Source organism: Arthrobacter sp. ISL-72, assembly GCF_018613755.1.
Lineage (GTDB): Bacteria > Actinomycetota > Actinomycetes > Actinomycetales > Micrococcaceae > Arthrobacter.
On the sequence record NZ_JAGGPP010000008.1, the window covers coordinates 421205 to 435720 of the forward strand.

Here is a 14516-nt window from a genome sequence, read left to right on the forward strand (position 1 = left end):
CATGGACTTGGGATTCATTTTTTCCAGCGCTGCCGGAGAACTGTTCAGCCCGACGACGGCGGCGTACGCGCTTGCCGCGCTCGGCCTCGCCGTTCACTTCGGCTACTCCGGCCTGCTGAACTTCGGCCAGGCCGGCTTCATGGCGGTGGGCGCCTATGGCTTCGCCATTTCGACGCTGACCTTCGGGGTACCGTTCTTTATCGGCCTGCTCATCGCCGTTGTCTGCTCGGCGATCTTCGCGCTGCTGCTGGGTATTCCAACCCTGCGCCTGCGCGCCGACTACCTCGCCATCGTCACGATCGCGGCCGCGGAAATCGTCCGCTACATCGTTACCACCAACCAGCTGACGTCCGTAACCGGTTCCGCCAACGGCCTGGCCGCGTTCGAAGCAGGGTTCTATTCCATGAACCCGTTCCCCGAAGGTTCCTACTTCGGCATGAACAACAGGGACTTCTTTATTCGCGTAGTGGGTTGGGGACTTGTGATTATCTGCTGCACGCTCGTGTGGCTCCTGATGCGGAGCCCGTGGGGCCGCGTGCTCAAGGGCATCCGGGAGGACGAAAACGCCGTCCGGTCGCTCGGCAAGAACGTGTACGCCTACAAGATGCAGGCCCTCGTGATCGGTGGCGTCCTCGGCGCCCTCGCAGGCATGGTCTTCACCCTGCCCCGCGGTGCTGTCCAGCCTGCCAACTACGGCACCGAACTGACGTTTTTCCTCTACACCTGCCTGCTGCTGGGCGGTCTCGGGACAGTCCTCGGCCCCGTGGTGGGCGCCATGATTTTCTGGGTGGTCCTGTCACTTACCCAAGGCATCCTCTACGGCCTAATTGAATCCGACGCCGTGACCTGGCTGAACACCGTCCAAGCCGGTCAGCTTCGCTACATCCTGGTGGGTGTGGCATTGATGCTGCTGATGATCTTCCGGCCGCAGGGTGTCTTCGGCAACAAGAAGGAGCTGGCATTCGCATGACTGAGCAACGCAACGTGCCCATGGGCGCCGAGAACATTGATTACATGACGGACACACGGCCGATCGCCGCCGACGAGACCGCGCCGGGCTGCAAGAAAAGGGACCCGATCGTGGTCGCGGAGAACGTGACCCGCAGCTTCGGCGGCATTAACGCCGTCGACGTCGAATACCTCGAGATCCCGCGTCACAAGATCACCGCCCTGATCGGCCCCAACGGAGCCGGCAAAACCACGCTCTTCAACCTGCTGACGGGCTTCGATACGCCGAACTCCGGCAAGTGGCAGTTCGAAGGCAACAGCCTTGCGGGCGTCTCCCCTTACAAGGTGGCCAGGATGGGCATGGTGCGGACGTTCCAGCTGACCAAGGTGATGGGCAAGCTCACTGTCATGGAAAACATGCGGCTGGGCGGCTCGGAGCAGCCCGGCGAGCGGCTCTCCAAGGCATTGTTCAAGGGAATGTGGGGCGGCCGCGAAAAGGAGATTACCGCCCAGGCCAACGTCCTGCTGGAGAAGTTCAAGCTGGACGCGAAGAAGGACGATTACGCGGCGTCACTGTCCGGCGGCCAGCGCAAGCTCCTGGAGATGGCCCGGTCCCTGATGGTCAGGCCCAAGCTAGTGATGCTGGACGAGCCCATGGCCGGCGTCAACCCCGCACTGACCCAATCCCTCCTCGACCACATCAAGAACCTCAAGGCGGAAGGCATGACCGTGCTTTTCGTCGAGCACGACATGAACATGGTGCGGCACATTGCCGACTGGGTGGTCGTAATGGCCGAAGGCAAGATCGTTGCCGAAGGTCCGCCGCAGGAAGTCATGAAGAACCCCGCCGTGATCGACGCCTACCTGGGCGCGCACCACGACGTCGACCTGGGTGACGCCGAAGGCATCAAAGAGCTGGCAGCAGAGCTCGTGGCTGACAAGGAGTCAATCGTGGGCACCGAGGACGCCGGGATCATCGCGGCCGACGTTGTCGCCACTGAACCGGACGAGCCCCAGGCAAGGAAGAAGGACATCGAATGAGTACAGCCAGTACAGCAGCGGCCGCCACACCGACCGCCGCGGACCACGCTGTGGTCACGGTCACCAACCTGGTGGCCGGCTACATCCCCGGTGTCAACATCCTCAACGGCTGCAGCATCGAGGCCCGCAAAGGTGAACTGATCGGAATCATCGGACCCAACGGCGCGGGCAAGTCCACGCTGTTGAAGGCGATGTTCGGCCTGGTGAAGGTGCACTCCGGCTCCGTTGTGGTCCGGGGCCAGGACATTACCGGGCTCAAGGCCAACAAACTGGTGACCAAGGGCGTGGGATTCGTCCCGCAGAACAACAACGTGTTCGCCACCCTGACGATCGAAGAGAACATGCAGATGGGCATGTTCCAGCGGCCCAAGGACTTTGCCCAACGGTTCGACTTCGTCACCAGCCTGTTCCCCGAGCTCGGTAAGCGCCGCGCCCAGCGTGCCGGGTCGCTGTCCGGCGGTGAACGCCAGATGGTGGCCATGGGACGTGCCCTGATGATGGAGCCCGCCGTCCTGCTGCTCGATGAGCCATCGGCAGGCCTCTCCCCCGTCAAGCAGGATGAGACTTTCCTGCGGGTCCACGAGATCAACCGGGCCGGCGTTTCGGTGATCATGGTCGAGCAGAACGCCCGCCGCTGCCTGCAGATCTGTGACCGCGCCTACGTGCTGGACCAGGGCAAGGACGCATATACCGGCACCGGGCGAGAACTCATGAAGGATCCCAAGGTGATCCAGCTCTACCTCGGCACGTTGGCGGACGACGTCTAAGTCCAGGCAGCGTCCTCAGAAAGACCACGAGGGCCAGAAGGGCCGCCACCGCTTGGTGGCGGCCCTTCTGTGTCCCCGGCGGTTCCCCTCCCCAGGCAGCAGAAAGCCCCCGTCCGAATATGGACAGGGGCTTTCGTGCTGGTTCAGGAGTCGGCTTTACAGCTTGCCGAATTCTTCCTTGGACGGCTTGTAGGTGTTGTCATCCTGGTACTCGTAGATGCCGATGTAGGCCTCCGTCGGGTCGCCGGCGTCGGAGAAGGACACCGGACCGGACTGGCCGTCGTAGTCGATGTCCTTGCCGTCGCGGAGCAGCGTGACGCAGGATGCGAAGTTGTTGCACTTCTCGCCGGTTTCGGAGACTGCCTTAAGCTGCTGGGCGATGTCAGTGCCCTTGGTGCTCTTGGCGGCCTCGGATGCCAGTGCGATCAGGTTGACAGCGTCGTAGGACTCGCCTGCGTAGCTGTAATCCTTCAGCGCCGGGTCAATCGCAAGCAGCTTCTTCTTGAAGTCCTCCTTGGCAAACGTTCCCGGGATGGTGCCCTGGGCGCCCTTCAGCGTGCCGGCCTGGAAGTCCTTGCTGTAGTCCGACGTGTTGCCGTCCACCATGAACATCTGGGTTGCCTTGACGCCCTTGCCGGTCATCAGCGGAACGATGCTCTTGGCCTGGTCAAAGGTGATCAGGGCGATCGCGTCGGGCTTGGCGGCAATGACCTTGTCAACCTGGCTGCTGAACTGTGAATCGCCCTCATTAAAGAGCTCCTCTGCAACCACCTTGCCGCCGGCGGCTTGGAAAGCTTCCTTGACGTTCTTGGCAAGGCCCGTGCCGTAGGCGTCGTTCAGCACGATCATGCCAACGGTCTGTGCACCACAGGTGGCCATGTAGTTGCCGAGGACCTTGCCCTGCAGCACATCCGAAGGAGCCGTGCGCCAGTAGAGTCCCTTGTCATCCCAGGTGGTGAAGTCGGGGGACGTGTTCGCGGGAGAGAACTGGATGACGCCGGCACCCGTGATTTGGTTGATGACGGTCTTGGAAACGCCGGATGAAGCAGCACCGACGACCGCGCTGACGCCACTTCCAAGCAGTGCCGTAGTGGACTGCGTAGCGATGTCGGTCTTGGTGTCGCCGGAATCGCGGTGGATCACCTCAACGGGCTTGCCCAATACGCCGCCTGCGTCATTGACTTCCTTGATGCCAAGGTTGACACCGGCAATTTCGGGCGGGCCAAGGAACGCCAGCGACCCCGTTGTCGGCAGGAGCGATCCAATCTTGAGTGGCGTGTCGGTTGTGGTGGCGGAGGGGGGAACCGCGCCGCCGCCGCCGCCTGCTTCAGTGGTGCTGCTGCCGGTGGCGCTAGGTGCCGGGCAGGCGATGCCGGACGCTGCCGGGGCAGTGGATTCTGTGGCGCCCGGGGTGGACGAGCCACCACAAGCCGTAGCCAAAAAGGCGACGCCGATGCTAAGCGCTGTCAGCTTAGCGATCCGCGGCGCCGCATGGGGGAGTGAAATCATTTTTTAAGTCTCCTCGATCGAAAGGTGCGAACGGCCTTTGATGCGAATACCAGGTGTTCCTGATTTGATTTCAAGCTAGTGCAATTTTTCCGCGAACATAAGTGACTATGGTCACATCCTTATAACAGTCGTTGCATATGAGAAACCACGGCCTGCAGGCGGTGAAAAGCGGAAGAATCCGGGCCGGCGGAGGGCGCCCCGAACGGCGCCGTCAACGCGACACGGCTGGAAGAAAAGTACCCCAGGTGGGACTCGAACCCACAACACGCGGATTTTAAGTCCGCTGCCTCTGCCAATTGGGCTACTGGGGCGCCCGGTCAATGGTATCCCGTCAGAGCCGCTCAAAGGGCCCTGCATACCGAAACGTCCCATGAATGCCTCCCGGCCAGACGGCGAGCGGCAGCAGCTGGAAGAAGTCCCCCCACTCGGCATGGGGCGGCTCGATGCCCAGGGAGACCGACGGCACGAAGCCGAAACGGGAGTAATACTCCGGGCTTCCCAGCAAGGCGATTCCCCTCTCCCCCGCGGCATTGCCCCGCGCCACGGATTCCTGCATCAGCGCGGAACCGATTCCGTGCCGCTGCAGCCGCGGCACAACTCCAATCGGCCCCAGCCCCAGCAGCTCATGGTCCCCCACCCAGGCGCGGGTGCTGATGACGTGTCCCACTACTTCGCCGTTTTGTTCGGCAACGATGCTGAACTCCGGCAGGTACTCGTCGCAGTCGAAGAGCTCCTTCAACAATCCGACTTCGGCGGGTTCGCCGTCGACGGGAAGCCCGGTGGCGGGCGATACCGAGAAAGCAGCCGCCGTCAGCTCCAGGATCGCGGGCCTGTCCTCCGGCCGTTCCGTGCGGAGAATCAGTTGGGGCGCGGGCTGGTCGGAGCTTTGGGCGGAAAGTTCGTGCAGTATTTCCATGGCGCGGTCCGCGTCGGCCACCGGCACCAGAAGATGGTCGTGGTGGAATCCGGCGAGGACGTTGCAGCTGATGCGGGCATCGGTGAGCGCTGCACTGACGGCAGCAGTGAGTCCGACGGCTTCGAGCGATGAATGGACCTGCAGCGTGATCCATGCGGCAACGAAGTCGTAGCGAAGGTCCAGCTGGTCCGCTTCGGCGCGTGGCAGCACCACCGTAAGCCCTTCCGCCTCCCGCACGGCTGCTTCGATGCCACCGGCCAGCGGCCTGCCGTACGGCCAGAGCACGTACACATACTCGCCCTCGCGCTGCACGGGGTGGATTGACGCCAAGAGGGTCAGGATGTCCTTTTCACCAGTCATTGAGCCATTAAACAACAACGGCGGCCGCTCCCCGGAGGGAACGGCCGCCGTCGACGGCGTTGCAGGCTACTTGGTGTCGGCCGACACGGTCTGCTTCTGCGGGCTGCTGCTGCCGGACTCGGCCGGCTTGCCAGCCGCCGGCGCGACAGACGCGGCAGCAGGCTTCGGGGCCGGAGTGGCGGCGGCTACGAACGCACCGCGCGGGTTGTCCAGGTCGATCAGCTGGGTCGTGTCGCGGCCCATGAAGAACGCGAGGATCCAGCCGAAGATGACACGGATCTTGCGCTCAACCGTCGGCATGGCCAGGCCGTGGTAACCGCGGTGGGCCAGCCAGGCCAGGGGCCCCTTCAGGCCAATGCGGCCCAGGAGGTTGATGTTGGCAACACCCTTCCACTCGCCGAAGCCGGCAACCGCGCCCAGGTTCTTGTGCTTGTAGTCCTTGAGCTGCTTGTCCCAGCGGGAGGCCCACAGGTTCTTCGCCAGGCGCTTGGCCTGGCGCAGGGCGTGCTGCGCGTTCGGCACGCAGGTACCGTCCGGCAGGCCGCTGCCGGTGAGGTCCGGCACGGCCGCGATGTCGCCGGCGGCCCAGGCGTTCTCGATGATGCCTTCATCGCCTGCCACGCGTAGGTCCGGAAGAACGCGGACGCGTCCGCGGGGCTCGAGCGGGAAGTCGGTGGAGCGGACCATCGGGTTGGCCTGCACGCCGGCGGTCCAGACGAGGGTGTCCGCCTCGAATTCCTGGGCGGGGGTCTTGTCCGGCAGGTTGATGAGCTTCAGGGCGTCCTCTGCGTTGTCCAGCGAGGTGTTCAGCAGGACTTCGATGCCGCGGCTGCGCAGGTGCTCCACAACCCAGTCGGCCTGCTTGGCCGTGACCTCGGGCATGATCCGTCCCATGGCTTCAACCAGGACGAAGCGGACTTCCTCCTGCTTGACGCGGGGGTTGTTCTTGACTGCCGCGCGGGCAAGGTCTTCCATCTCGGTGATGCACTCGATGCCGGCGAAGCCGCCGCCAACCACCACGAAGGTGAGTGCGCGGGCCCGCTCGGCGGGATCCGTGATGGTGGAACCGGCTTCGATCCGCTCGAGGACCTTGTTGCGCAGTGCAACGGCCTCCTCGATGGTCTTCAGGCCAATGCCCTTGTCCGCCAGGCCCTTGATGGGGAAGGTGCGGGTAATGGCGCCGGCGGCCAGGACGACGTCGAAGTAGGGCAACTCAAAGGTGGGTCCGCCATCGGACGGGGCAACCACGGCGGTGCGGTTCGCGTGGTCGATGGAGGTGACACGGCCCTGGATGAGTTCCGTCTGCTTCAGGTGCTGTCGGTGCGAGACGACAGCGTGGCGCGCCTCGATGTTTCCGCCGGCAACTTCCGGCAGGAAGGGCTGGTACGTCATGTAAGGCAGCGGATCAACGACGGTGACGATGCCACCGGCATTCGCGATCTTGTTCTGCAGTTTGAGGGCTACGTACAGGCCGACGTACCCGCCGCCGACGACGAGTACCCTGGGACGGTCCTGGAGCTGTGGGGTTGTTGCCATGATTCAAGAATACAGTACTTTGTGAAAATCTTCACTAACTATTGGCCCGCGCTCTTACGTTCCGTTTGTGTCCACTTTGTCCAGCACGCCGCTCTCCGGTTCTTCGCCCGCATTTCCGGGATTTCTGGATGCTCTTCTAAGCTGAAATATGCCGCCGCCGATGATGGCTGCGAACAGCATTCCGAAGCCGATCACCACCACGGCGGGCACGGCTGCGTCCAGCTGGGACGGGGCCTCCGCCACCGGTATCGTCGCGACGGGCAGCGTGGGCGGAGCGCTGGTGGGGCTCTCCCCCGGCTCGGCCGCGGGAACGGTCTCCGCTGCCTCGCCGCGGCGGTGGATCCTGATCCAGTCCGAGACGGTGCCCAAGGGATTCACCCTCGTTTCAGGCACATCGTCCCTAAGTGCGGCCTCCGCATTGAGGACACCGAAGCCGTAGATGGGATCCTTGCCCGGCGCCCCGGCGTCTTTGGCGGTAGTGACAATCCTGTTGATGACCTGACTGGCCGTCATCTCAGGCCACTTGGAGCGGATCAGCGCCGCAACGCCGGACACAATCGGTGTTGCCCCTGACGTGCCGGCCCATTCCGCGTAGCCGTCGCCGGGCATGCCGCCGATGAGGTTCTCCGCCGGTGCGGCCACGCCGATGCTGATGCCCTGGGAAGAGGAATCGATGCTGGCGGCGCCCTTGCGGTCCAGGCCTGCCACGGTCAGGACGCCAGGGATGGTTGCCGGCGCTCCGACCTGCACGTTTCCACCCACCCGGTTCCCTGCCGCGGCCACGATGACAACGTCCTTTTGTTCGGCGTAGAGGAACGCCGCGTCCCAGCTCTGCGGCCATTCCGGCGAGGTGCTGCCCAGCGAAATGTTGATGACGCGTGCGCCGTTGTCCACGGCCCAGCGGACGGCAGCGGGAATCTGTTCCTGATCGCTCTTCCCGCCGGGATTCACGGATCCAAGCCATGTGGACACTGAAAGGATCTGGGCTTCCGGGGCGACCCCGACTATTCCGTCCGGGCCGGGTGCCGTTGAGGCACCGGGGGTGGGACCAGCGGTGGACTTGGGCGGCTGGTGGCCGCGGCCGGCCAGCATGGTGGCCACCAGCGTGCCGTGTTCAGGCTTGGAACCGATGCTCTTCTGCCCGTCCGCGCTTCCGGCTCCGGAGGCGTCGCTTCCCCCGACTACGGCGCCCTTCAGGTCGGGGTGCTTGGCATCGACGCCGCTGTCGATGACAGCCACTTTGACGTTGGCGCCCTTGGAGACCTCCCAGGCCTTGGTAATGCCGGATTCCGCCAGCCAGTACTCTTTGTCCCGCCAGGAATCGGCCCGGGCTTCCGGTGCAGCAATCAGCCCTGTGGCCAGGCTGCCGGCGGCAAAGGCCACCGCGGTCACGGCGGAGGCCAGGCGGCCCCAGCGGGTTGTTGCTCTGGTCATTCGGGTCCAATCGGGTCTGCGGCTGATGGTGCAGCGCGGAGGCAGGCTGCGGGCGCTTGGCACAGGCGGCATGCGGCATCCGCCTGGGGCGTGTTCATCAGCTGATGCTCAGGGCAATTCCGTCGAGAATATCGTGCTCGCTGGCGACCGCCGACGTGATCCGGCCCCCGGTCGCTTCCGCCAGCCGTTCCAACACACGGCGCCAGACCAGCCCGCCGGCGCCGATGACGTCCACCCGGCCCGGGTGCATGTACGGAAGCCCGGCGCGTTCGGCCTTGGACATCTCCAGAAGATCAGTGCAGGCCTCGCTGACGGTGCCCAGCGGAAGTTCCGCGCCGTGGATCGCAACCGGCGAGTATTCCGGCAGCCGGAGTGCGTGGGCAGTGATCGTGGTGACCGAACCCGCCACGCCGACGACGGCGGTGGTACGGTCCAGCGGAACGGTCAGTCCCGCTGCACTGATGGCGGCATCGACGTCGGCCTCCGCAGCGGCGATCTGCTGAGGTGAGGGCGGGTCGTTGCGAAGGTGCCGTTCGGTCATGCGGACGCACCCGACGTCGACGGACTTGGCGGCGATGACGCCGCTGGCGTCGCCGAGAACGAACTCGGTGCTTCCGCCACCGAGATCCACCACCAGCAAGGGGTCGGTGCCTCGGGACGGCAGGACACTGCTGGCCCCGGCGAAGGAAAGTGCGGCCTCCTCGTCCCCGGTGATCACTTCGGGTTCCACTCCGAGGATCTCGCGGATGCCGTCCACGAAGACCTTCCGGTTGCGGGCGTCGCGGGTGGCGGAAGTGGCAACGAAACGGACCTTGCCGGCGCCGTGCTCACGGATGAGGTCGGCGTAGTCGGACGTAGCCGCAAAGGTTCGGTCCAGGGCCTCCTGCGCGAGTTCACCGGTTGCGTCCACGCCCTGGCCGAGCCGGACCACGCGCATTTCGCGCACGACGTCGGTGAGCCCGGAGGCGCTTCCGTCCACGTCCGCGATGAGGAGGCGGATTGAATTGGTTCCGCAGTCGATGGCGGCAACTCGGGTCATTGGGCGGCCTCCGTGGAGTTCTCAGTGTTTTCTTCAGCGTTCCGCTGGGTCTTGCGGACCGGCGCCGGGCGTCCCACGATGTCGGGGAGCCCCTGCGGTCCGTGCCGGCTGAGGTCCCTTGACGGCGCCTCTCCCCCGGTGTCCCAGGCGCCGTCGCAATAGCAACGGTCCACCGACCACCATTCGCTGATGGCTGCGATTGCTTCATCACCCAGCGGGTTGACGCCGGGACCGGCAGCCAGGGATTGGCCCACAAGGACATGCAGGCACTTCACCCGGGTGGGCATTCCGCCGGCGGAAATGCCGTCGATTTCGGGGACGGCGCCGATGCCGGACCGCGCACCGATCTCCGCCCGGGACGCGAGGTACGCATCATGGGCAGCCCGGTATGCGGCTGCGAGGCCGGCGTCTTCGGCCAGGCGCTCGTTCATGTGGTTCATGAGGCCGGCGGCCTCGAGCCGCGAAACCGCCGAGGTGATGACGGGGTGGGTCAGGTAGAACGTGGTGGGGAACGGTGTTCCGTTGCTGAGCCGCGGCGACGTGGCTGCGACGAGCGGATTGCCGCAGACGCAGCGGGCAGGGATTTCGACGACGTCCCGTACCGGCCGCCCCAACTGGCGGCTCAGGACGTCCAGGTCCCGGGCGGAGGGATGGCTGTACGACGGCGCGGGAGCGGTCTCTGCCTCCGCGGGTTTTCCGCCCGGGGCGTTCTCGCCTACTGCATTCTGGTCCACTGGCGCGGCCGCCTTCCTGCCCTTGGAGGCTGCCCCTTGGGACAGCCGGCGGTGGGCACCGCCTCTAGTCTGTTGCCGAACGCCTGATGGACTCCCAAAGTGAATCCACCCATGGCAGGTTGGCCGGGTCCTCTGCTGTTCCAGTGCCGCCCAGGCCACTGGCGGTCCCGGCCGGCAGATCGCTGCCAAACACCCAGTAGCCGGTTTCTCCCGGCATAACCATGTTAATGCGGTCGCGGGCCTGCTGTTTCACGTAGTTCGGGTCCTGCCAGCGGGACACCTGCAGTTTCAGGTTTGCCTGCTCAGCCTGCCGTGCGGCGATGTCCGCCTCCAGGGCGGCGATCTCGGCCCGTTTGTCGATGAAGATCTTGACAGTGGGCGCCAGCATGATGGTGATGGCAATCATGACGACGGCGAGGGCCAGCATCCGGCCGGAAAACGCCTTGGCCGGTACCGGATCCTGGTTCTCCCCGGTGTTGTTCCCGGCGTTCTTTCCGGCGTTCTTCCCGGTGGCCCCGTCGGTTTTTCCCGGCGCCTTGGGGCTGGCTGACCTGCTGCCGGGTGCCCTGGTGCTGGTTGCCCTGCCGTCGGTGGGGCGGCCGGTTGCCTGCTTCCCGGTGGCGGCTCCGGCTTTAACCGAGTCGCCCGACCGGCCGCCGGTGGATTTTCCGGGCGCTTCCGGTTTCCTGGCCTCCGCGGAGGCGGGCAGGTGCCGCGTGGCGCCGAAATCGGCGCGGATGACCTCAGCGCCGTCGTCGGGGTCCTTGGATTGACGCACCGCGGGCGTAGCCCGGGGAACCTTGGGACGGCGGGTGGCCATGACACTCCTGTAATGAACGGTGCTGTGCCCATTTACTCTGCTGGTGCTTGCCCAGCTCTGGCCGCGGACCGGTCCTTGGCACAAACAGAACCGGTGGCCATGGTCTTTCAACCATAGCCACCGGTCAGCTGTTTTATTGGATGCTAGCCCTTGAAACGCGGGAAGGCGCTGCGTCCGGCGTAGCGTGCGGCGTCGTCGAGTTCCTCTTCGATGCGCAGCAGCTGGTTGTACTTGGCAACGCGCTCGGAGCGTGCCGGGGCACCGGTCTTGATCTGGCCCGCGTTGGTGGCAACGGCGATGTCAGCAATGGTGGTGTCCTCGGTTTCGCCGGAGCGGTGCGAGGTGATGGTGGTGTAACCGGCGCGCTGGGCCAGCGAAACGGCGTCCAGGGTTTCAGTCAGCGAACCGATCTGGTTCACCTTGACCAGCAGGGAGTTGGCCGTGGCCGTGTCGATGCCGCGCTGCAGGATGGACGGGTTGGTGACGAAGAGGTCATCACCGACGAGCTGGACCTTGTCACCGATGGCGTCGGTGAGGGTCTTCCAGCCTTCCCAGTCGTTTTCATCCAGCGGGTCCTCGATGGAAACCAGCGGGTAGTCGGCCACGAGTTCGGCGTAGTAGGCGCTCATCTCGGTGGCGGAGAGTGCCTTGCCCTCGAACTGGTAGGCGCCGTCCTTGTAGAACTCGGAAGAGGCGACGTCCAGTGCCAGGGCGATGTCCTTGCCCGGGGTGTAGCCGGCGTTCGTGATGGCTTCCTGGATCAGGTCCAGTGCGGCGCGGTTGGACGGCAGGTTCGGAGCAAAGCCGCCCTCGTCGCCCAGGCCGGTGGAGAGGCCCTTGGCCTGCAGGACGGACTTGAGGTTGTGGTAGACCTCAACACCCCAGCGGAGGCCCTCGGAGAAGGTCTCGGCGCCGATCGGGGCGATCATGAATTCCTGGATGTCCACATCGGAGTCGGCGTGCGAGCCGCCGTTGAGGATGTTCAGCAGCGGAACGGGGAGGACGTGCGCGTTGGGGCCGCCGAGGTACTTGTACAGGGGCAGGTCAGCGGACGCGGCAGCAGCGTTGGCAACGGCCAGCGAAACACCCAGGATGGCGTTGGCGCCGAGCTTGCCCTTGTTGGGGGTGCCGTCCAGGTCGATCATGGCCTGGTCAATGCTGCGCTGGTCAGTGGCGTCGAAGCCGGTCAGCGCCGGTGCGATCTGGTCGATGACTGCGTCCACCGCCTTCTGGACGCCCTTGCCAAGGTAGCGGCCCTTGTCGCCGTCACGGAGTTCAACCGCTTCGTGCTCGCCGGTTGATGCGCCGGAGGGCACTGCTGCGCGGCCGATCTGGCCGTCGGACAGCAGAACTTCAACTTCTACGGTCGGGTTGCCACGGGAATCGAGAATCTCGCGGGCGTGGATGGCATCGATAAGCGCCATGAATATGCTCCTTATGGGCGATTAACGGGGGGATGTTGCAGAAAAAATTCGACGTCCTCGTCAGGGACTAGCGTAGTCGAGAGTGGTGCGCGTTACGGAAACCTATCCAGCACCCGGACGTCATGATCCCGCCAGCGGCGGATCAGCCTTGGCAGGGCGGTGGCCGGCCTGATAGCGCCGGACGGCCCCGCGGAGGGCGCGTTCGGCGTCGAAATCCCGGGTCCGGGCGGCGGCGACGAGCCCGAACAGGAGCTCTCCGAGCTCATCCTCAGTTGCCAGCGCGCCCACGAGGTCGCCAGCCGCAGGTTCCGGGTCGGCCATCCCGACGCCGGCCCGCTCGGCGCGGTCCAGCGACTTTTGCGCCCGGGCGAGGGCCGGAAGGGCCAGCGGAATTCCCTCGAACGGGTCACCGCGCTCCGGTTTCTCGGCCCGCTTGATGGAATCCCACTTCCGGACAATCTCGTCCACGCTGGCCGGGAAGGTGTCCTGCAGCGAGCCGTCCGGCCGGAACACGTGCGGGTTCCGGCCGACCAGCTTCGCCGTGAGGCCCTGGACGACGTCGTCGAAGCCGAAGCTTCCCCGTTCCTCGGCCAGGCGGGCGTGTAGTACCACCTGGAGCAGGACGTCGCCCAGCTCCCCGCGGAGTTCGGCCTCGTCGGCGCCGGTTTCAATGGTTTCGGCCACCTCAAAGGCCTCCTCAAGGAGGTACTCCACCAGGGACGCGTGGGTCAGCGCACCCATCCAGGGGCAGTGCTCCCGGAGGGCGGCTACCGCGGCGACCAAGGTCTCCACGGGCTCCGGACTGTGCTTAGCCAGATTGTCGTCAGGCAAGGTTGGCGTAGGCGTCGTTGATGTACTCAACGAGGGCTTCCTTTTCCTCCAGCGGCAGGAACGCGGCTTCGGCAGCATTGAGTGTCAGTTCAAGGAGGTCATCGAGGTCGTAGTCGAACGTCTCCACCAGCAATTCGAATTCGTCGGTGAGGGTCACGCCGCTCATCAGGCGGTTGTCGGTGTTGATCGTAACGTTGAAGCCGATCTGGTAGAGCATGTCCAGAGGGTGGCTTTCAATGCCTTCGCCGAACCCTGCGATGGCGCCCGTCTGCAGGTTGGAGGAGGGGCAGATCTCGAGGGCGATGCCGCGGTCGCGGACCCAGTTGGCGAGCTCGCCGAGGGTCACCATGCCGATGTTGTCGTCGGCGTCGTCACCTTCCGAGGCGTCGTCGAATTCGATGGTGATGTCCTCGGCGATGCGCACGCCGTGGCCGAGCCGCAGGGCGCGGCCGTCCACCAGGGCGGACTGGATGCTTTCCAGGCCCGCGGCTTCGCCGGCGTGCACGGTGGCGGGGAAGTTGTGCTGCGCCAGGTAAGTGAAGGCATCGCGGAAGCGCGCGGGCAGGAACCCGTCCTCGGCTCCGGCGATGTCGAAGCCCACTGCCCCGTTGTTGCGGTGGCGGACGGCCAGTTCGGCGATTTCCTGGCCGCGGTCCGCGTGGCGCATGGCGGTGATGAGCTGGCCCACCTGGATCTCCCGGCCGGTTTCAGCGACGGCGTCGACGCCAGCGTCCAGGCCTTCCTGGATCGCCTCGACCACTTCGTCGAGCGTCAGGCCCTTCTGCAGGTGCTGCTCAGGTGCCCAGCGCACTTCGCCGTACACCACGCCGTCGTCGGCAAGGTCTTCCACGAATTCCTTGGCCACGCGGAAGAGACCCTCTTTGGTCTGCATCACGGCGATGGTGTGGTCGAAGGTCTCGAGGTAGCGGACCAGGGAGCCGGAGTCGGCCGATTCACGGAACCACTCCCCCAGCGCCACCGGATCAGTGGAGGGCAGGGTGTGTCCGACCGCTTCCGCCAGTTCGATGATGGTGGCCGGGCGCAGGCCGCCGTCCAAGTGGTCGTGCAGGGATACCTTGGGGAGGCTCTTGAGGTCGAAATCGATGGCAGGGGCAGCGTCAAGAATAGGCTCAGTCACGTTCCAACCTTAGGGTCGG

13 protein-coding genes and 1 tRNA gene are annotated in these 14516 nt (G+C 65.1%); 3 read left to right on the forward strand and 11 right to left on the reverse strand.

Features of this window, described 5'->3' with window-relative positions; all coding sequences use genetic code 11:
* Position 1 precedes the first annotated feature (1 nt).
* From J7I92_RS09920 to J7I92_RS09930, 3 genes are read left to right on the forward strand one after another with little or no spacing between them, the layout of a single operon-like run.
* Positions 2 to 970, forward strand: a complete 969-nt coding sequence (locus tag J7I92_RS09920; protein ID WP_214839962.1) for a branched-chain amino acid ABC transporter permease — start codon at positions 2 to 4, stop codon at positions 968 to 970.
* On the forward strand, positions 967 to 1989 hold the full coding sequence (locus tag J7I92_RS09925; protein WP_214839964.1) for an ABC transporter ATP-binding protein: 1023 nt from the start codon (positions 967 to 969) through the stop codon (positions 1987 to 1989). Before J7I92_RS09920 ends, J7I92_RS09925 begins: the two co-directional genes overlap by 4 nt.
* Entirely contained in the window at positions 1986 to 2756 is a 771-nt protein-coding gene (locus tag J7I92_RS09930) for an ABC transporter ATP-binding protein (protein WP_214839965.1), read from the forward strand. The genes J7I92_RS09925 and J7I92_RS09930 overlap by 4 nt, the downstream gene beginning before the upstream one ends.
* 156 nt (positions 2757 to 2912) lie before the next feature.
* Here J7I92_RS09930 and J7I92_RS09935 read toward each other — a convergent pair whose 3' ends face one another.
* The 11 genes from J7I92_RS09935 to J7I92_RS09985 form a co-directional block, all read right to left on the reverse strand.
* Positions 2913 to 4265: an ABC transporter substrate-binding protein gene (locus J7I92_RS09935; protein WP_214839966.1), complete on the reverse strand. Its 1353-nt coding sequence runs from the start codon at positions 4263 to 4265 to the stop codon at positions 2913 to 2915.
* 237 nt (positions 4266 to 4502) lie between these two features.
* Positions 4503 to 4576 (reverse strand) — tRNA-Leu (locus tag J7I92_RS09940).
* A 20-nt stretch (positions 4577 to 4596) separates the two neighbouring features.
* Positions 4597 to 5541 (reverse strand): N-acetyltransferase, encoded by a 945-nt coding sequence (locus J7I92_RS09945; RefSeq protein WP_214839967.1) that lies wholly within the window; start codon positions 5539 to 5541, stop codon positions 4597 to 4599.
* 66 nt (positions 5542 to 5607) lie between these two features.
* Entirely contained in the window at positions 5608 to 7077 is a 1470-nt protein-coding gene (locus tag J7I92_RS09950) for an NAD(P)/FAD-dependent oxidoreductase (protein ID WP_214839968.1), read from the reverse strand.
* A gap of 54 nt (positions 7078 to 7131) precedes the next feature.
* Complete coding sequence (locus J7I92_RS09955; RefSeq protein ID WP_214839969.1) at positions 7132 to 8511, reverse strand: S8 family serine peptidase; 1380 nt, start codon at positions 8509 to 8511, stop codon at positions 7132 to 7134.
* Positions 8512 to 8608: 97 nt separating this feature from the next.
* Complete coding sequence (locus J7I92_RS09960) at positions 8609 to 9550, reverse strand: Ppx/GppA phosphatase family protein (RefSeq protein WP_214839970.1); 942 nt, start codon at positions 9548 to 9550, stop codon at positions 8609 to 8611.
* The gene (locus J7I92_RS09965) at positions 9547 to 10284 is read right to left on the reverse strand and encodes a DUF501 domain-containing protein (protein ID WP_396020366.1); all 738 of its coding nucleotides are present in this window, start codon (positions 10282 to 10284) and stop codon (positions 9547 to 9549) included. Before J7I92_RS09965 ends, J7I92_RS09960 begins: the two co-directional genes overlap by 4 nt.
* A 64-nt stretch (positions 10285 to 10348) precedes the next feature.
* The gene (locus J7I92_RS09970) at positions 10349 to 11104 is read right to left on the reverse strand and encodes a septum formation initiator family protein (RefSeq protein ID WP_214839971.1); all 756 of its coding nucleotides are present in this window, start codon (positions 11102 to 11104) and stop codon (positions 10349 to 10351) included.
* 143 nt (positions 11105 to 11247) lie between these two features.
* Positions 11248 to 12528 carry a phosphopyruvate hydratase gene (gene eno, locus J7I92_RS09975; RefSeq protein ID WP_214839973.1) on the reverse strand — a complete coding sequence of 427 codons (1281 nt, stop codon included), beginning with the start codon at positions 12526 to 12528 and terminating at the stop codon, positions 11248 to 11250.
* A 120-nt stretch (positions 12529 to 12648) separates the two neighbouring features.
* A complete protein-coding gene (locus J7I92_RS09980; RefSeq protein ID WP_214840196.1) occupies positions 12649 to 13269 on the reverse strand; it encodes a MazG nucleotide pyrophosphohydrolase domain-containing protein in 621 nt (206 codons plus the stop codon).
* Positions 13270 to 13351: 82 nt separating this feature from the next.
* The gene (locus tag J7I92_RS09985) at positions 13352 to 14497 is read right to left on the reverse strand and encodes an adenosine deaminase (RefSeq protein ID WP_214839975.1); all 1146 of its coding nucleotides are present in this window, start codon (positions 14495 to 14497) and stop codon (positions 13352 to 13354) included.
* Positions 14498 to 14516: the final 19 nt, after the last annotated feature.